A 17,979-nucleotide genomic window follows, 5' to 3' on the forward strand; every position below is an offset into this window, starting at 1 on the left:
GTAGGTCGGCTATGCCGGGGATGATTATAATTTGGTTACGTTAGCGGCTTGTGGTCCACGTGCGCCTTCGACAATGTCGAACTCCACGTCTTGTCCTTCTTCAAGTGTTTTGAAGCCTTCTGTTTGAATTGCGGAAAAATGTACAAATACGTCGCCGCCGTCAGATGTTTCAATGAAACCATAACCTTTTTCTGCGTTAAACCATTTTACTTTACCTTGCATGCACTAACATTCCCTTCGTCATCAAATGAAGTGAAGCTCTCGCCCACATTTCCGACTATACCACCCAAAGTTATCCATTGTCAATTGGAATTGATAATGTTTTCATTCATAGTTATTCCAATTTTACAAAGCAATCTATTTCTATAGATTGAAATGGTATATTAAGCAAAGAGTTTACTATACAAGTATAGTAAACTCTTTGTAAATGTTTGAAACCCCTAGGGAAAAAACATTGAAAATTTTTCTTATTTCTTTTTTACTTAATTATAGTAAACTACCGTTGGCTGGGGCTCAATTCCTTTTGCATAGTAGTAATTCAAGTTACTTACAAAATCAATTACTTTCTTTGTATCCAGATCGTACACAAGAATGTCTGGATCTCCAGCCATATCAATAATATCTAGACGTCTCGGCGTAGTTCTGCCACTGGTGTCAACAAAAGAGGAACTGTGATATGGTGGATTGCCAGAACTATATGCAGATTCAAAATAGGTAAAAAGCGTGTCAGCATTTAGAACAATCAAAACAGCATTATCTGAGCTTGCATAATTTGAGGTATACTTCACAGGCGTAGTGATACTTTTAATCCGAACATCTGATACATTATGACTTCTTGAAGAATAACTGCCACCACTGGAGAAGTTGAATTCTCTTGACCATTCCAAATTCGGGTTTGCCACCGTTGTATTGGCAATTTGGGTCCCATTCACCTTAATATCTCCATTTGGATACTCAATGACCGTATATAACAAATTGTTCGAGTAAGATGTTAGCTTGGCCGTCTTACCATTAATCGGTGTATCCGCTGGCGAGGCCGCATTCATGTGGATACTATAGCTTTCACCTACCGTTCCTGTGGAAGTAACACGAAGTCCCCAGTCCCCTGCTTTTAAGTCTGTAGCAAACTTCAATTCAGAGGCCTTTCCTCCAAAACCCGTCAAACTTGCTGTTCCCGTGCTCCAATCAATCGAATACAAATCAAATCTATAATTGGGATTACTGGATTTGATCTGAGCCAGAATGCTTCTATCCGTAGGTACGTTAAAGAACCAAAAATCTGTTGGATCAGCTGTCGTTAATGAATCTTCGAAACTCATGAGGTCACCGTTCACATTAAAATTAGACATTAATGAAACACGATGATTGTTCACTTTAAGAGTCTCACCATATACAGCCTCAGTCGTGCTGGTAGGTTCCAGCGTTTGAGTCGTATTAAGCGAAAGTGACGTAGCCATATCCTTCGCCGTTGAACTTGATGAGTTAGCCTCAACTGAGGCTGGAGCTACTGACATACTACTTAAAACTAAAATGACTAATAAAATTCCAGAAAGATATTTTCCCCGTTTCATAAACATCATCCCTTCTCAGAATACTTAAAATTATTCATAGATTGAAATTAATTCCTATGGATGATGTACTAATTCTATAAAATACTTAATTATCCTTTATTCTAAGGTTTCGTCTTAGACTATCTTACATTGAATCTATGAACGAGCATTGATCAGCACCCTCGTCCAATAATACCAACTTTCCATTTTTTGAATTCTGTAACCACACTTTATATATAAATTTAATGCACTATAATTTCGACCTTGTGTTGAAACTACTAGTTGTTCAATCGGCCTACTTTCAAGAAACACCTTTAATTCTGTTAATAATTTCGTACCTATTCCATTGCTTTGATGTTTCAAATCAATTCCCAAAAGACCGATCCTTGCCTTTCTATCTATTAAATCTTCTTTAATTGTCACGAATCCAATAATTTCTTCATTTAATTTAATGACAAGACAATAGTCATCGAACGCACCCGTAATAGACTTTTTCACCCATAGTTTATATAACTCATCCACTTTCCCTTTATCAAAAAGATGTGGATAACAAGAATATCTACTATCTTTAAATAATCCAGTCATCATATTTTGTAAAATAGAAAAGTCATGCTCCGTAGCTAATACGAGAGAACTTTTACTTTGTACGTTAGTTTCAATTGTAGTCTCAAATGTCACTTTAGTATCCGCTATATGGAAATTTTCATTTTCGAGAAAATGAATGGTCGTTATATCATCAATTTTACAAAGTGCTTGTATAAAATCTAATTGATTCTTTTCTATAACGTGTTGAAAATATGAGCTTGAAACTGGGGAAGTATTAGCAATCTCCGCCATATTCATAGCAAAAAAAATAGAATCCCAATGCAAAAGCCTCAGCATCTAACCCCTCCAACTATACTGTCGAAAAAAGTCGAATATACATTCTACAATCTTATTTATGTCTGACTCTTTTATATTGAAATAGAGAGGTAATCTAATTAAACGCTCGCTCTCTCTAGTTGTATAGACATCCTCACCGGTAAAAGAACTATGCTTTAATCCTGCCTCGGAACTATGAAGCGGCACATAATGAAAAACAGCCATGATTTCATGTCTTCTCAAAAAATTTAATAGTTCGGTTCTTATTTCTAAATCTCTTACTTTAATATAAAACATATGAGCATTATGGGTAATATTAAAAGGTATACATGGTAAGTCGATTAAATTTAATTCACTCAAAGGTTGTAATAGATTAAAATATAAATTCCAGCTAACCAATCTATTTTTTGTAATCATTTCTGAGGCTTCAAGTTGTGCCATTAAAAATGCAGTGTTTAGTTCACTAGGGAGGTAGGAAGAACCTATGTCAACCCAAGTATACTTATCTACCTGGCCTCTAAAAAATTTAGATCTGTTTGTCCCTTTCTCACGTATTATTTCAGCCTTTTCCATAAATGTTTCATCATTAACTAACAAAGCGCCACCTTCCCCGCAATGTACATTCTTGGTTTCGTGAAAGCTGATACATCCTAAGTGACCAAGGGTGCCAAGTTTCCTTCCTTTATATTCACTAAGAATTCCTTGTGCTGCATCCTCTACAACTGCCAACTTGTATCTATTCGCCAACTCTAAAATTTTATCCATATCACAAGCTACTCCAGCATAATGCACTGGGACAATTGCTTTTGTTTTATTAGTGATCGCATCTTCTATAAGATCTTCATTGATATTCATAGTATCAGGTCGAATATCCACGAATACAATCTTAGCTCCTCTTAAAACAAAGGCATTGGCAGTGGATACGAATGTATAAGAAGGCATGATAATTTCATCACCCTGTTGGATATCCAAGAGAATAGCAGCCATCTCCAGAGCATGTGTGCAAGAAGTCGTTATTAATGTTTTTTTCACATCAAAAATTCTTTCAAACCAGTTTGCACATAAACGCGTAAATTCTCCATCCCCCGAAAGATGTCCACTAGAAAATGACTTTTCGACATACTCTCCTTCTTTACCTACGATTGCTGGTACATTGAAATTTATCATTATCATCTCTCATTTCAGCAAATTATGTGGTGAAGCCCATGCAGCCTAATAAAAGTGTGGTGATTTAGTCATAGACTCTATGATCTCTCTCATAACCTTTTCACTATCAAAAATTTCATTCGCCCTGTTTATAGCTATAGATCTTTCGCGTTCCCTAAACACAGGATTATCCCAATTTTTTATAAATGTCTTCACATCTTCAAAACTGTCAATATGATAGTGCTCTCCTGCTGTATGAGCAACATCTCCGAAAGCATATGTAAAAACGGGTAGCCCTTGCCGCAAAGCAATGGCAGCAGACGTACCGCCTCCAGATCGAAATGTGTTTAAATACGCGTCACACACTTCATAAACAGCGGCTAAGTCCCTTTGAACTCCGACATGGACAGATTGTTTTTCAAGAGTGACATACTGATTCGTTATCTTTTTATAATTTTCAAGTTCTCCTATAAACATAATGCGGGTATGATCATTACATCTCAATAGATCATCTAGTTCTGTTAAAAAAGAATCGTCTAGCTCCGTATCAAGGCGATTACCTACCACGGCCAATACAAAATTATCCTCAGCTAACCCCCAATACTCTCTATGCATTTTAGTCTGTGGAGGCGTATATTTATAAGTAAATACACTCTCAATAACGGATTCCCGAGACCTATTTAATTCTTCTAGCGTGTTCAAATCTGCTTGGTTTATTTTTCTGGGCAAAATTGAAAATGTGCTCTCGGAGATGGGAAGATCATAAGCCAATGGCAGAGTAATTACGGGCACAAAATTAGAGAATAGGTCGGAGCTTAGATTGGAGCCTGAGATGGATAAAACAAAGAGCGGCTTTAAATGCAATATCATTTTCATAAGTTCCATTATTTGACTGCCATTTGGCATTTCTTTTCGACATTGAAAGAATGGAACACTTAAATTTTCATACATTAGCTTGTCAGTTTGATTGTATCCCTCAACATAGTTAGATAGGACAGCTCCGAAATAAGGCGTGGCTATAGAGCGGGGCATGTCTGCGGTATTGATAAGGAAAATATTTTTTTTGAGATTATATAAAGCTTTGCAATGATCTAACGCTACTTGTGTTGGGCTATGTAACATAGAAAGCACCTGTCCGGCTACAACAACTACAAGATCTTTGTTGCGTTCTTCATAAGGAATCCATTTCGCCTCGTTTGCAATTTGACTATTAAAATACTCAAAATATTTTCGATATATCCTTCTCAGTCTATTAGTGTTTTGCTCCGTTTTCAATTTAGGAGTAGTAAAAAGAAAGCTCGTAATTTGCCAGTAAACAAAATGAAGCACATCTATCCTTACTTCTTTTTCTATATATTCAAAAATATCATCTAAAAACTTCTGATCCTTTGTACATGTGAGTAGAAATGACGTTAAATATAGTCCCCAATTCTTATAATCTGATGTCATTTGTTCGATTTCAGTTACTATCTCTTGACGACTATTTGAATTTATATTTTCAAAGTTTTCATTTAATTTGGTTAGTTCATGATCTAGTAATTTGTATACTTCCACATTCGGCAATTTATCATTTGACAGTATTTTTTCTATTTCAAGTGTTGCCTCAGAGTAGCTCATTAGTAACCTCTTTTCATTTTATAATTAGGAGTTACAGAGAAAACCGCATTTAGGCTTAAAAAGCCAGACAGTCTCTCATCTCTCTTTTCATACCCAAAAAGCAACCCAATTTCAAATAAAAAACACAAGGAACCAACATAGTAGTTCGTTCCCCATTCACATCCCACAGATCACAAATACGATGATGTCCCTAGGGGAGGCAGACGTATACAGTCTATTCTGTCCATCCAAAACTCTCTATTGTCCGAAACCCCTCCTTCTCTTGTACTGAAAGCACCAACAAATCCATTCTGTACTAGAATAGGAGTTAGTTTGTCCAACATTAACTTTTGGTTGACTCCACCACCAAAAGCAGGCGTATACCAGATCGGGTTTATACCTAAAACACTCTTCATCCAATCTTTACAAGGACCGATTTCAATATCATAAAATTCCTGTGGATCGCCATTGTAAGGAATATGATTATGAGCATGCACACCTATAGTCATTCCTGCCTGGCTCATTTCGACTATTTCTTCTGTACTTAGATAAAAATTATTTATAAATTTTTGCTTATCGGGAAACAAGGACTGAAAAATAGACTCAAGAAAGATAGTGGCTTCCGTAACAGATAATTTAAAATTAAGCATAAATTTATTGTATCTGCGAAGTTTCTTCTGTTCGTACTTATAGATTTGGCTCTCTTCTTCCACACCGCTCGTATCATATGTCCCACTCAATAATCCCCATAACTCTTCATCGGATTTGTAAGAGAGTACCGTATGTACCAAATGAACTAATGGAACGTTACCTGTGAGGTGTGGACCAGACATGACTGTGAAATATGCAGGAATCCCTTTTCTTTTCAAGATGTCAAAAGCAAACGTATATTGGTCTTTTGTACCATCATCAAACGTTAGTACACACCATGGTTCCGAATTAAATCTATCAATCTCGTCTAACGAGATAATTCGATGTGTCTTGCTAATTAAATCTAGTTGTTCTTCAAAATCATGGGGATGCATGGGAGCAATCCCATCCCATCCCTTTTTCTCACGTACATAGTGATACATCGCAGCAATATTACCCATTACTAATTCCACCCTTTAGGAAGTGGCCAAATGTTGGGACGATCCATATCTCCGTCAGTTTTAACAAGATATATGTCATTCACTTCCGTATTTTGAAGATAACCCTCATTATTCTTATTTTTCCACACAAAATTAATAGGATTAACACGATAGCGAAAAGGCTGGAACAGGCCTGCTAATCCACATTCCTTTGGCGTGTAGTCTATACTTTGTTTTCTAAAACCGATTGATTCCAGAACATGCTCTAAATGATTTGAACTTAACTGAAAATCCGCCGCAACACACCCTTGGTTTCGAGCCCATGACAAAACCCCGGATACCATCTCAATCAAGTGATGATCTGCTATTCCTTCCCAAACATCAGCATTAGCTGGGATGATTTCTATAATCCTTAACACTTTTGTGCCGTGGATACTCTCTTCTGGAGCATATACTCTATCTAGGCGTGCAACTACAATCCCTTCGGCAGTAGAATCCCCAAAAAATAAATACTTATAGCCCGCGCTATTTATATATCTCCATTCCCAAAAGGATGCGCTACGGTACTGCGAAAGTGAGAAGCGATGTTGAATACTTTTAACGTATAATCGCTCTAACTCCTCACCCGTAATATTGAGTATTGGGCTGTATGAATGTATCAATTTCCCCTCGACATCCGACAACCATTGACTAATACTTGCTTGATCAGCCGGGTCCTTTAGTAATCTTACATAACCATTCACATCGAGCGGAATGACATAACGGTTCAAATGATCTGAATAAGAATATCCCATACGCTCATACATAGGCACCACTTCAAAATTACAACCCAAGGTCAAGCACACCGAATTGTACTTTTCAGCTTCTTTCATAAGCATAATACCCAAGCCACTGTTTCTATACTTTTCTGATACAATCCACATGGCAAAACTGATACCTTTATATTGTTCTCCGTTAGAACTATACTCACCAGGAATGACACCAAGGAATCCCTCAATACAACCCTTGTCAATCAGCAGTAAACTTTCCGATAAACCATTTTCGTCAATCCGATACTGCCAATCAAACAATTCTTTATTATAGATAGCGTGCTCTTGGGACCAATTTATTCTCATAAACGCAACCAGCGACTCATAATCAGAATCTTTATATTTTACAATTTCCAATAGCTTCTTCCCTCCTTTTCAAGCGTTATATTTCTCTACATTACTCCAAACAAATTATTAATTATGAATATTATTTAAAATATGCAAAATACTTTGTACTGAATCTATATTAGCTATTTCATCAATGGGAATAGACACATTAAAATTAGCTTCAAGTTCCATCACTAAATTTAATTGATTGAGTGAATCCCAACTTTCAAAGTCGCTTTTTACCGATTCCAACGTCACCTTTTCGACAGACACATTCATAATTTTAGAAATTATCACTTGAACCAACTCAAATTTATTCAAAAAGAGCACTCCTTAAGTAAGATATGATGTGGATGAAATATCTCTCCTAGATTTAATTCATTGTTTTTAGATACATCTTTATACTTCTTTGAAATAAAGTCATAAAAGGGGTTATTCTTTTCTGTTTTTATATACGTAGCCTTAATATTATGGGGAGATAGATGCTTGATAACTAAATAAAGCATTGCTTCCTCAATCCCTTTGCCCATGACACGACAACTCATAACAAAATCATGAATTTCAGCTTGACCTCCATCATCACATGAAACAGAAATCAGACCTGTATAACCTGCATTTCCAAATTTGTCTTCCACTTCAAATAAGAATGCATGATTATTCGGCTGTTCACTCCAAGACCAAAACTCTTCGATCGTAAACCTGCGGGTTGCCATATTAAACTGATTCGTTTTATTCATTAACTGCACAGCACGTGTTAGTAAGAATTTATCTAATTTATGTGGAGTCAGCTTGATTTCAAGTGAATGCAGCCATTCTTCCAATGAATCTACGTTTAACTTTATCGACTCTCGCCTTTGCTCCTGTTTGAACCAGTCTGTTCGTTTACGATCCTCCAAAGTTATAGCAGGAGTCTCAAAACAATCCAGCCTGCTAATAAAAACAGGGTATTGAGTAACATCAATAGGTAGGTCAGGTACATATACTTCTGGAAGAGCCTGCTTGATACGATCTCTTTCAGATGGATTATCGTCTAGAAATACAACAGATTGCAGACCTAGGTTGAGCTCCTTTACAATTTCAACCACATTGGCAGCTTTGTCGTTCCAGTTGATTCGAATTGAAGAAAAATCCTTTTTTCTCAGTATCATATCTGGGTGCTGTTCTATCATTTCTAATGCTACCGATTCGCTGTTTTTACTGCAAATAGCCAGAATAATACCTCGACTACTTAATCTGTACAATTCTTGCTGAAAAAGTTTAAAGCTCTCACCAACTGGATCTATCCCTCCTAGTTTGATGTTGTCAATGCCATCGTCACCAATCACCCCACCCCAGAGCGTATTATCAAGATCACAGATAATCAACTTTTTACTTTGTCCATATAGTCCGCTAATGACTGATTTAAGCTCATTAGATACAAAGAGAAAAAAATCGCGAGAGAACGGAATTTTTCCAAGTGCATACATTTTAGCATCATAGCTCTTTTGCTGAATTGCTGCATACCAATAAGAAGAATCAAGAATAATAACATGATCATGTTTTTGTAGTCGCTCTGAAAGACGTAGATTCATTTGCATAAGCACATTACTTAATCCTACATTGTGCTTTAGTGTCATCGATTGTATCCAACGATAATGAGGTGGGAGGGACCAAGACACAACAAAAATATCTTTGCCTTTTCCCTCAGCCCCGATAATAAGCTCACAAAATTGATCGACTTCAATAAGAACATCACTAATATTAATTTCCTTATATTCCAGTAATTTATTAAATGAAGGGATTACTTTCTCCGGGCTTGTCCATAAAAGCAACATATCCTTTTTTTCCGACCATACAGAGTGATCAGAATCCATAAGAACCTGGTTTACTTGATTGTAAGGGGCCTCAGTTACCTCTAGCGTGAAATCTGCAAAAGATCCCTCTAGAAAACGAACCATTGGATTTAGATTTAAATCAGAGAGGATTAATAGTTTGTTTTTTTTCATTTTAATGTCATCCCCCATAAATCAATGCTCAAATTACTTCATAATGGCGACACTACCACATAAGTCACTTATAGGCGTGTACTTAACACCATGTTCTCTACAATACTCTCTAACCGCTTGTTTTACACCATGAAATCGAGTGCTATTGTAGTCATGGACTATAATATATCCTCCATCTGACATCTTAGGATAGAAAAATTTCAATCCTTCCAGAATTGGCTGATATAAATCCACATCGAGACTCACAAATGCAAAAGTTTCATTCACATCACTTGCTGACTCTGGAAAATAACCTTTTTTCACAATACAATTTTCTTTATACATCATTTTATTCAGAACTAAGTCCACATCAGAATTGCAAAACTCTCCTGCAATCGAGTTCGAAAAATCCCCTTTATTCTCGTTATCAATGTCCTTCTGGTCAAAACCGCTAAAGGTATCAAATAAATATAATTGACGATCAGGAAAAACCCGATTAATATACTTAGAAAATTCCCCCTTAAACACACCTAGCTCTGCTACACTTCCCTTTACTCCGCACTCATTTATTTCATCAGCGATTTGCCGTAATAGGGCCAGCCTAGTATCAAACTTCAAGCTCATAAAATAGTCAATAATTTTTCCCTTCTCAATCGACAACTCTTCAGTGAGCTGCTTGAAAACTGATTCTCCATGAATATTCGCTATAATTACATAATCGAATACAAGCTTACAAATTTCATTAGGAGCAACGACCGGTTTGGACAAAAATTTGGAACCTTGTTTAGATACATCATTGTCTGCAAATGCGATAACCTCGAATTCATCACTTAATAGATAATGAACACGAAGTCCTCCGTCCCCTGCACCAAAAATAACAACCTTTGCTTTATCAATCAAATTCTACACCTCTTCCGAAATAAGCATTATAAAGATAATGTCTGAGTAAATGCTCTTTTTATGCAAAACATAGCTGTGCTAATTGAGTTCAATATTATATTCATCGAAAAAAAGCCTTCATTTGATTAATAACAAAGCTCTGCTCATCCACCGACATATTTGTTCCAGAGGGCAAACAAACTCCACTTTCAAATAATATTTTGCTGATATCCATGCCACTTTCATGAGCAAAATACACAGCATCTTTAAAGAGTGGTTGCAGATGAAGCGGCTTCCATACTGGTCGAGATTCAATATTATCTTTTCCTAAATACCCTATTAAATCACTAACGCTTGTGCCAATAATCTCAGGATCTATTATCATTGTTGTCAACCATCGTGTAGACTTACCCAAACCCTTTTCCGGCATAAATTGTATTCCATCAATTCCTGATAGCTCATAGCTGTACTTTTCAAAAATTTCTCGTTTCTGTTGAATGCGTTCATCCAACACACGAAGCTGCCCTCTTCCTATACCAGCCAAGACATTGCTGAGACGATAATTAAAGCCTACATCCTCATGCTGATAATGTATCGCCTTTTCCCTCGCCTGAGTTGCGTAATGTCGCGCTCTACTTAGTGCTTCTAAATCATCTGAAACCAGCATACCTCCGCCGGAAGTAGTAATAATCTTATTTCCGTTAAATGAAAGGATACCGAATTTCCCAAGCGTTCCACTCATCTGATTGCCGTAAGTTGCTCCGAGTGATTCCGCAGCATCTTCTACAATTGGCACCTCGTAATAATCACATATTTTTTTCAACCGATCGTAGTCTGCACTCTGCCCATACAAATTGACTATAACTACAGCTTTAGGTTTTTTCCCCTTATCTGCATAAGTCTTGAATGCTCGCTCTAGTGCCTCAGGGGACATATTCCAACTGTCTGGTTCCGAATCGATAAAGACAGGAATTGCACCTTGATATAAGATCGGATTAGCACTGGCAACAAAGGTAAGAGAAGAACAAAAAACAATATCATCCTTCTCCACACCAAGCAATATCAAAGACAAGTGAATTGCTGCTGTTCCAGAACTTAGGGCAACTGCGCCTCCACATCCTAAGTAATTTGCCACCTCTGATTCAAAAGCGTCTACATTTTTACCTAGTGGAGCAATCCAATTCGTTTCAAAGGCCTCTGCGATATATTGTTGTTCAAGCCCGCCCATATGCGGTGAAGATAAATAAATTCTATCTCTATTGGACATTTTGTTTCATTCCTTATCCTTATAGGTTTTTTATTACTTTGGCCGGACAACCCACAGCTATGACGTTCTCTGGCAAATCGCGGATGACACATGAACCGGCACCAACGATGGTATCGCACCCTACACGAATACCAGGTATAAGACTTGTACCTATTCCGATATGAGCACAGCACCCGATCTGAACTCCACCTGCCATATGTACACCTGGGGAAATATGCACGAAGTCTTCTATTCGGCAATCATGATCTATAGTAGCCGCCGTATTAACAATGACATGCTCTCCAACAAACGCGTCAGCGTTAATTACAGTATTAGGCATGACAACCGTCCCCTCCCCAATGAATGCGCTGGGTGCGACTACAGCGCTTGGGTGAACAGCAGTACCAAATTGGACTGAAGCAACTTTTAATTGACTTACAATCTTCCTTCTGGTTGTATTATCTCCGATTGCCACAACGAACAGCGCCTCTGGATACAGAGATAATAGTTGAGCAATTTGATTACGGCCCCCCAAGATCGGCAATCCGTTCCATGCTTCTTCTTTACAATGGTCATCCAGAATACCAATGATTTCTTCACCACAGGACCGTAAAATATCCACGATAACCTTGGCATGCCCTCCTGCTCCAAAAACAATATAGCTCAAGGCCGATCCTCCTTAATAGGTAATGGTCTTTTGAATAAGCTGCTCTGACTTGGATGTTCGGTTCAATATATCTACGATGCGAGAGCTGGTGTTATCTCTACTGTAAATATTGTCGGCTGCTTTAACAATTTGTTGGAAAGGCTCAGACATTGCATACTCTATTGCAGAAGTCAATTCGAGCTCGTCAGCTGCAATATCTATTGTGTTCACAGAACGCTCTCTGCCTGTCTGACGAGTTCCAATATTAATGACTGGAACATGAAAGGAGGCTGCCTCAATAATCCCCGATGAAGAATTTCCAATTAATATTTTTGCATTTTTCAACATCGTCAGATAGTCAAGTTGCTCAAAACTGGTTATAAGATGCATCCCTTTTCTTGCAGAAAACCGATTATATACATCAACGATCGCATCAGCTCCAGCATCCGAATTGGGCATCACACAAATTACCTCATTCTCCCCAGCCAAGAGAACTTCCATCATCTTACCAAGGATGTGCATATCCGCTTCTTCCGTGGTGACAGGATGATAAGCAAACAGCACATAATCTTTATCTATATTCAGATCGTATTTACGTTTCGTCCTCTCTAGCTCAGGCAGGGAAGTGTTCATCATCGTTTCAATTCTCGGAGCACCGACTACATGAATTCTCCAAGGTTCTTCGCCAAGCCTAATTAGGCGCTCTCTGCTTCCATTTGTAGACACAAAGTGAATGTGGGCCAACTTACTAATCGCATGCCGTACAGACTCATCAATCGTGCCGGAGACTTCTCCACCATGCAAATGAACAAGCGGAATGTTCATGTGAGAGGACACAATCGCAGCTGCAAGCATTTCTCCCCGATCTCCTAATACAACAATAAAATCTGGTTCCAAAGCTTCTACGGCTTGTGTCATGCCCATGATTGCTATTCCAATAGAGCGAGACATATTAGCATGAGTAGATCCTTGCAGCAGACAGTCTACCTTAGCAGATACACGAAATCCGTCCTTTTGGATAGCGTCTAATGTATACCCATGCTGTGGAGATAAATGCATTCCTGTAACCAACAGGTGGAGCTCCAGAGCATGTTCTTCCTCAAGAGCCCGCAAAACCGGGTAATATATCCCGTAATCAGCTCGTGTTCCGGTAATCACCAATACTTTTTTCATTGCACATCATCCCATGATAACAAATAGTCTTCATGTACATCCTTTAAAAGCTGCTTACCAACCAAGTCATCAATATATTTAGGCTCTATTCCAGTGCCCGGACGCTTGATAACTAGATCTTCTAGTGTTAGCAACTGACCTGTTTTTTTGGGTGTTGCCATCACAATACTTTTTCTTGCAACGGCTCTGGTGCTTTCCTCGGAAGGCATACACCTTTTAACACCATCCCCTAGAGCCTGCTCCACATTTCGAATCGCAAGAACCATTTTTGAGAAATCAGCAGGTTCCAGTGAAGCCTTATGGTCAGGACCTGGAAGGGTTCGATCCAGTGTAAAATGTTTTTCAATAATTCTAGCTCCCAGTGCTGAAGCAGCTACAGCGATCTCAATTCCAGCCGTATGATCTGAGTAACCTGTGACCTTATTAAAAGCTGTAGATATTGTCTTCATAGCTAGCAGATTCACATCTTCTAAAGGCGCCGGATAGTCAGAAGTACAGTGTAGTAATAGTACTTCACTTTTTTTAAATGCTTGTAACGATTCTCCAATTTCATCTAAATTAGACATCCCGGTTGATAGAATAATCGGACGCCCATAGCTATCAAGCTTCTGAAGAAAGGGGATATTGTTCATATCTCCTGATCCTACCTTGAATGCGTCAATATGAATTGAATTCAGAAACTCAGCACTTTCTTCATCAAAGGGTGTGGAAAGGAAATCTATCCCTTTATCCTCACAGTACTTTTTCAAAAGAACAAAATCCTCAAAGCTCAATTCCAACTGTTTTAACATATCTAGTTGGCTTTCAGCTGAATTGGTATTTTCTGTCTGATAGTTAGCCTTCTGGGCGTACTTGGTTACCAGCTTTTCGCTTTTAAAGGTTTGGAATTTCACTGCATCGGCACCGCATAAAATCGCTTGATCAATACACTCGAATGCAAGCTCCAATGATCCGTTATGATTGACTCCTACCTCCGCGATAATATAGATGGAGTGGCTACTATTATTTGATAAGAGGTTTTTCATGTTATATTCCTCCCTCCTACTGCAAGGATTCCTTGTGATTGGATTCTCTCCAAAAAAACTCTGCCATTTTTAAATCAAACTCGTCATCTATGTCAACAGATCGTTCTTTAGGCATAATGTAGCCACAATTATTAGGACCAATCAGAGTGTCACCATTTATCAACAGATCTCTTTTCACGATATAGATGGCTCCATTTAAAGCATGTAGTTCTTTGAGATCTTGTCTCCTCAAATGCTCCCTTTCACCTTTCAGGTAGGGCGTAAGCCGTCCGTTATCCATTTCCCTTAGTAAATAGGGTTGCACTCCAGACAAAGTGACACTTTGAAGTGAATCAGCCTGATGATCTAAAAATATTTTATATGCTTCTTTAATGTCCATAGCATTTCGCAGTGGAGATGTGGGCTGTAGCAGCATAATAACATCAAAAAATTGATTTTGCGTCTGCTCATAAAATTCAACTGCATGCTTCAATACATCAATGCTTTTAGCCTCATCGGTAGCCAGTTCATCGGGCCTTATAAACGGAACAGCCGCTCCGGCTTGGCCCGACACACAAGCAATCTCTTTACTGTCCGTTGAAACTATAACTTCGTCTACACAGCCACTGTTTAGCGCGGCTTCAATGCTATATTGAATGAGCGGTTTATCATGTAACAATCTTATGTTTTTACCGGGTAAACCTTTTGATCCACCCCGCGCAGGAATAATTGCCAAACATTTGTGATTGCTCATCATACAATACCTTTTATAAAGCCCAATCCGTTCTGTTCAATAAGCTCCCGGATGGCTTTCGGGAAAATCTGTGGTGCAGTCATCGAAGAATATTCTTGGCGAATTGCCTTTTGAAAACCTTCATATTCTTGCTCTGCGGTATGAAATAACGAAGGAATGATATACATTTGTCCATTCTCCAACGCTCTTTCCGATTCCTCAAGCGTCATGAGTTCCTCATATAGCTTTTCTCCCGGCCGGATTCCGGTCTCAATGATTTCTCCACCATAAGGTTTACCAACTGCCTCTTCATACGAATCAATCAAACATTGGGCCAAATCCGTAATTTTGAGAATCGGCATTTTCAGTACAAATACTTCCCCGCCTTGCGAATAGTGGGCCGCATCTATGACCAATTGAGCGGCTTGAGGAATAGACATCATAAATCGAGTCATCTCTGCATGTGTGACCGTCACCGGTATCCCTTTAGCAATCTGATCACGGAATAGAGGAATAACAGAACCCCTGGATCCCATAACATTTCCAAAGCGGACACAAGAAAAGATGGTACGTTTGCTCCCTTTGTATAAGTTGGCGGCAGAAATCAAACGTTCGGATAGCAGCTTCGTAGCTCCCATCGTATTCGTTGGATTTACCACTTTATCTGTGCTGATGGCTACTACTTTTTCTACATTATGCTCAATAGCCGTCTCTATCAGATTTTGTACGCCAATAACATTCGTTTTTACTGCTTCCATAGGGTTATACTCGCATGCAGGCACATGTTTGAGAGCAGCAGCATGAAAAATATAATCCACATCCTCCATAGCATAACTCAGTCTTTGCTTGTCCCTAATATCACCGATCAAATAACGGATATTCGTATATTCTTTTAATTCCTGCTGCAGATCAAACTGCTTGCTCTCATCCCTGCTAAAAATCCGTAAGGCTTTAGGGTTATACGATAAAATATTACGTACAATTTCGCTTCCAATCGAACCTGTGCCGCCCGTAACCAGTACAATCTTGTTGGTAAACATAATGACCTCCGGAGTGTAAAACGATTAATTTATATATCTTTATCGATCACTGCATCGCTATCTGTTTTTTTATCTAAACGGCGAATCGATTCCGAAAACATTTCTTGGAGTATCGGGATTTGTGCTGTAATATCCTGTAACAGCTTACCTAGATGCTCATAGATTAGATCAGACTTACGAGTCAACTGATATTCTGTCACAATCACAGGGAGCACCTGATCAAAACGCGCAATTTCGATAGGCATAATGGACTCAAATATAGGTGAGAACCATTCCCTGTTGGCAATCAACCCCCACATTTGCTCTATGGATTCCACCATATTTTGAGCCTTTGCCGGTTTAGTTCGGCTAAACTCACGTATCTTATTCATAAGCTTGTTGATGGCTGCAATCTCTGTGCGTACAGCGGAAAGATCCTCACGTGTCCCTATCAGCTTATCTCTGACATCCTGGACCTTATTCATATCAACAGCAATTTTTTTTTCATTTATCAAATCGGCAATTGCATCAGGATTAACAGATTCTGATGCTAACAATTTATACATCTCTTCCATCGGTTCGTATGGGGCTCCCTCAATCACTGCACCATTGCTAGTTGAATTGATAAATTCAATCCTCGGAAGTGCCTTAATCAGATTTTCGAGTCCATCCTTCATCAGGGAGAAACTTTCGTCTGTAGTATTGTATGTCCCTTTTACATTTAGCACTTTTTTAGGCGCTTCCTGCACTTTTTTATCTGTAGTTTCGGCTGCAAAATGTTCAATTCCATCTGCGTAAAATTTGTTATTAGGGAACGACAAATCCTGACCTGCAAGTATGATCCGTTTAGCCCCTAGACATGCTGCTGCTTGAATAGCCGTTCCTGCAACTGTTTCTGTAGGGGATATAAAAAGTTCCTCTTTACTGAGTCCTAGGAAATACTGAGATACAGCATCACTTTTCATAATACTATGGATTTTCTCTGCGCTGTTCTGGTCAGAGATTTCATAATAAGATGAGGAAGTAAACAATAGAGGCTGCTCTCTCGTTTCAGAGGAAGCAAAGATTTTCTTATTGACTGAATGGCCATCCATTATTACAGCAAGGTGAGGCCGTATTCCATGCTTTATTAATGCCTGAATGCTAGAGCCTGCTGAAATAATCAGGGCGTGCGGACGTGATTTTTTCAGCCATTCGATATCTTCCTGCAAAGATGGGCCTGATGATACAACAATCACCGTTGCACCCTCAAAAGCATGAAAAATCCGTTCAATGGAAGGGGTGTATAATACATCAGATAGATGATACAGAAAATTTCTCGTCCATTCTTCTCGAAAACGATGCTCTGTATGTTTATCTATCATAAAGTTCGCACGGTACTCCTGAAATTTCCCCTTTACTTCACGTAGCATACTCATATCATCGGTTAGATACTTACGCAGCGCAATAAACACTAAATCTTCCATCATGTAACTGCTCAGCATATGAAACATCATATCGAGCTGAGAATCACCAACTGCTAGCCAGTACAAATTGGGATGCCCCAATAAAAGACTGAGGTCATAGTCCGTTACTGCCTTCCTAAACAGCTGCTCATCTGGCTCGTATACAAACAACCAGTGATTCGGGTACATTTCGAGGAGATCAACAATGCTAAGGCCTCTTTCAAAACCATATACAAAAATAACTTTCCCGTTTCCAATAGCCCCTTCAACAGCATTCAGCCAAGCGATATCCCTTTCAAAGGGCTCAGTAAACAAAGATATAGATAAGTCATCATTCGGCAAACTATTGATTTGGGTTGCAACATGAGGAAACCTCTGCCCTAGAATTGTATGGTTTATTTGTAATTGAGACAAGGTATTACCACCGTTTCGCATTAAGATTTGTTAATTAGTATATCGGATTTACTCTTAATGGAATGAACCTTTTCACAAAAATACCCCCATTCTAAAC

Annotated in this window: 17 protein-coding genes; all 17 read right to left on the minus strand. The window is 38.6% G+C overall.

Annotated features, from left to right (window positions below; genetic code table 11):
- Positions 1-24: 24 nt before the first annotated feature.
- Positions 25-222: a cold shock domain-containing protein gene (locus NSQ57_RS22645; RefSeq protein WP_013312263.1), complete on the minus strand. Its 198-nt coding sequence runs from the start codon at positions 220-222 to the stop codon at positions 25-27.
- Between the two features lie 260 nt (positions 223-482).
- Entirely contained in the window at positions 483-1,571 is a 1,089-nt protein-coding gene (locus NSQ57_RS22650; RefSeq protein ID WP_340933380.1) for a hypothetical protein, read from the minus strand.
- Between the two features lie 135 nt (positions 1,572-1,706).
- Positions 1,707-2,432 (minus strand): GNAT family N-acetyltransferase, encoded by a 726-nt coding sequence (locus NSQ57_RS22655; protein ID WP_340933382.1) that lies wholly within the window; start codon positions 2,430-2,432, stop codon positions 1,707-1,709.
- Positions 2,433-3,578 (minus strand): dTDP-4-amino-4,6-dideoxygalactose transaminase, encoded by a 1,146-nt coding sequence (gene rffA / locus NSQ57_RS22660; RefSeq protein WP_340933384.1) that lies wholly within the window; start codon positions 3,576-3,578, stop codon positions 2,433-2,435.
- 45 nt (positions 3,579-3,623) lie between these two features.
- Positions 3,624-5,174, minus strand: a complete 1,551-nt coding sequence (locus NSQ57_RS22665) for a multimeric flavodoxin domain-containing protein (RefSeq protein WP_341071289.1) — start codon at positions 5,172-5,174, stop codon at positions 3,624-3,626.
- Positions 5,175-5,344: 170 nt separating this feature from the next.
- On the minus strand, positions 5,345-6,244 hold the full coding sequence (locus tag NSQ57_RS22670; RefSeq protein ID WP_342425328.1) for a polysaccharide deacetylase family protein: 900 nt from the start codon (positions 6,242-6,244) through the stop codon (positions 5,345-5,347).
- Between the two features lie 2 nt (positions 6,245-6,246).
- Positions 6,247-7,389, minus strand: a complete 1,143-nt coding sequence (locus NSQ57_RS22675; protein WP_342425329.1) for a GNAT family N-acetyltransferase — start codon at positions 7,387-7,389, stop codon at positions 6,247-6,249.
- Positions 7,390-7,446: 57 nt separating this feature from the next.
- Positions 7,447-7,680: a phosphopantetheine-binding protein gene (locus NSQ57_RS22680; RefSeq protein ID WP_342425330.1), complete on the minus strand. Its 234-nt coding sequence runs from the start codon at positions 7,678-7,680 to the stop codon at positions 7,447-7,449.
- On the minus strand, positions 7,677-9,344 hold the full coding sequence (locus NSQ57_RS22685) for an HAD-IIIC family phosphatase (protein WP_342425331.1): 1,668 nt from the start codon (positions 9,342-9,344) through the stop codon (positions 7,677-7,679). Before NSQ57_RS22685 ends, NSQ57_RS22680 begins: the two co-directional genes overlap by 4 nt.
- A 33-nt stretch (positions 9,345-9,377) precedes the next feature.
- Complete coding sequence (locus NSQ57_RS22690) at positions 9,378-10,223, minus strand: TylF/MycF/NovP-related O-methyltransferase (RefSeq protein WP_342425332.1); 846 nt, start codon at positions 10,221-10,223, stop codon at positions 9,378-9,380.
- A 100-nt stretch (positions 10,224-10,323) separates the two neighbouring features.
- Positions 10,324-11,469, minus strand: coding sequence for an aminotransferase class I/II-fold pyridoxal phosphate-dependent enzyme (locus NSQ57_RS22695; protein WP_342425333.1), 1,146 nt, complete (start codon positions 11,467-11,469; stop codon positions 10,324-10,326).
- A 19-nt stretch (positions 11,470-11,488) separates the two neighbouring features.
- Complete coding sequence (locus NSQ57_RS22700; RefSeq protein ID WP_341063026.1) at positions 11,489-12,115, minus strand: acetyltransferase; 627 nt, start codon at positions 12,113-12,115, stop codon at positions 11,489-11,491.
- A 12-nt stretch (positions 12,116-12,127) separates the two neighbouring features.
- On the minus strand, positions 12,128-13,267 hold the full coding sequence (neuC, locus tag NSQ57_RS22705; protein ID WP_028542144.1) for a UDP-N-acetylglucosamine 2-epimerase: 1,140 nt from the start codon (positions 13,265-13,267) through the stop codon (positions 12,128-12,130).
- Positions 13,264-14,292 (minus strand): N-acetylneuraminate synthase, encoded by a 1,029-nt coding sequence (gene neuB / locus NSQ57_RS22710; protein ID WP_342425334.1) that lies wholly within the window; start codon positions 14,290-14,292, stop codon positions 13,264-13,266. The genes neuC and neuB overlap by 4 nt, the downstream gene beginning before the upstream one ends.
- A gap of 16 nt (positions 14,293-14,308) precedes the next feature.
- Positions 14,309-15,028, minus strand: coding sequence for an acylneuraminate cytidylyltransferase family protein (locus NSQ57_RS22715; protein ID WP_342425335.1), 720 nt, complete (start codon positions 15,026-15,028; stop codon positions 14,309-14,311).
- Positions 15,025-16,044 carry a UDP-N-acetylglucosamine 4,6-dehydratase family protein gene (locus NSQ57_RS22720; protein ID WP_342425336.1) on the minus strand — a complete coding sequence of 340 codons (1,020 nt, stop codon included), beginning with the start codon at positions 16,042-16,044 and terminating at the stop codon, positions 15,025-15,027. Before NSQ57_RS22720 ends, NSQ57_RS22715 begins: the two co-directional genes overlap by 4 nt.
- A 29-nt stretch (positions 16,045-16,073) precedes the next feature.
- The gene (locus tag NSQ57_RS22725) at positions 16,074-17,882 is read right to left on the minus strand and encodes a 6-hydroxymethylpterin diphosphokinase MptE-like protein (protein ID WP_342425337.1); all 1,809 of its coding nucleotides are present in this window, start codon (positions 17,880-17,882) and stop codon (positions 16,074-16,076) included.
- Between the last annotated feature and the right edge of the window lie 97 nt (positions 17,883-17,979).

Origin of the sequence: Paenibacillus sp. FSL L8-0502 (assembly GCF_038593055.1) — a bacterium.
Classification (GTDB): domain Bacteria; phylum Bacillota; class Bacilli; order Paenibacillales; family Paenibacillaceae; genus Paenibacillus; species Paenibacillus polymyxa_D.

Excerpts from the sequence above, each read along its gene's own strand:
- NSQ57_RS22645 (WP_013312263.1), bottom strand. The coding sequence starts at position 222 with ATGCAAGGTAAAGTAAAATGGTTTAACGCAGAAAAAGGTTATGGTTTC.
- NSQ57_RS22650 (WP_340933380.1), bottom strand. The coding sequence starts at position 1,571 with ATGAAACGGGGAAAATATCTTTCTGGAATTTTATTAGTCATTTTAGTT.
- NSQ57_RS22655 (WP_340933382.1), bottom strand. The coding sequence starts at position 2,432 with ATGCTGAGGCTTTTGCATTGGGATTCTATTTTTTTTGCTATGAATATG.
- rffA (WP_340933384.1), bottom strand. The coding sequence starts at position 3,578 with ATGATAAATTTCAATGTACCAGCAATCGTAGGTAAAGAAGGAGAGTAT.
- NSQ57_RS22665 (WP_341071289.1), bottom strand. The coding sequence starts at position 5,174 with ATGAGCTACTCTGAGGCAACACTTGAAATAGAAAAAATACTGTCAAAT.
- NSQ57_RS22670 (WP_342425328.1), bottom strand. The coding sequence starts at position 6,244 with ATGGGTAATATTGCTGCGATGTATCACTATGTACGTGAGAAAAAGGGA.
- NSQ57_RS22685 (WP_342425331.1), bottom strand. The coding sequence starts at position 9,344 with ATGAAAAAAAACAAACTATTAATCCTCTCTGATTTAAATCTAAATCCA.
- NSQ57_RS22695 (WP_342425333.1), bottom strand. The coding sequence starts at position 11,469 with ATGTCCAATAGAGATAGAATTTATTTATCTTCACCGCATATGGGCGGG.
- neuC (WP_028542144.1), bottom strand. The coding sequence starts at position 13,267 with ATGAAAAAAGTATTGGTGATTACCGGAACACGAGCTGATTACGGGATA.
- neuB (WP_342425334.1), bottom strand. The coding sequence starts at position 14,292 with ATGAAAAACCTCTTATCAAATAATAGTAGCCACTCCATCTATATTATC.
- NSQ57_RS22715 (WP_342425335.1), bottom strand. The coding sequence starts at position 15,028 with ATGATGAGCAATCACAAATGTTTGGCAATTATTCCTGCGCGGGGTGGA.
- NSQ57_RS22720 (WP_342425336.1), bottom strand. The coding sequence starts at position 16,044 with ATGTTTACCAACAAGATTGTACTGGTTACGGGCGGCACAGGTTCGATT.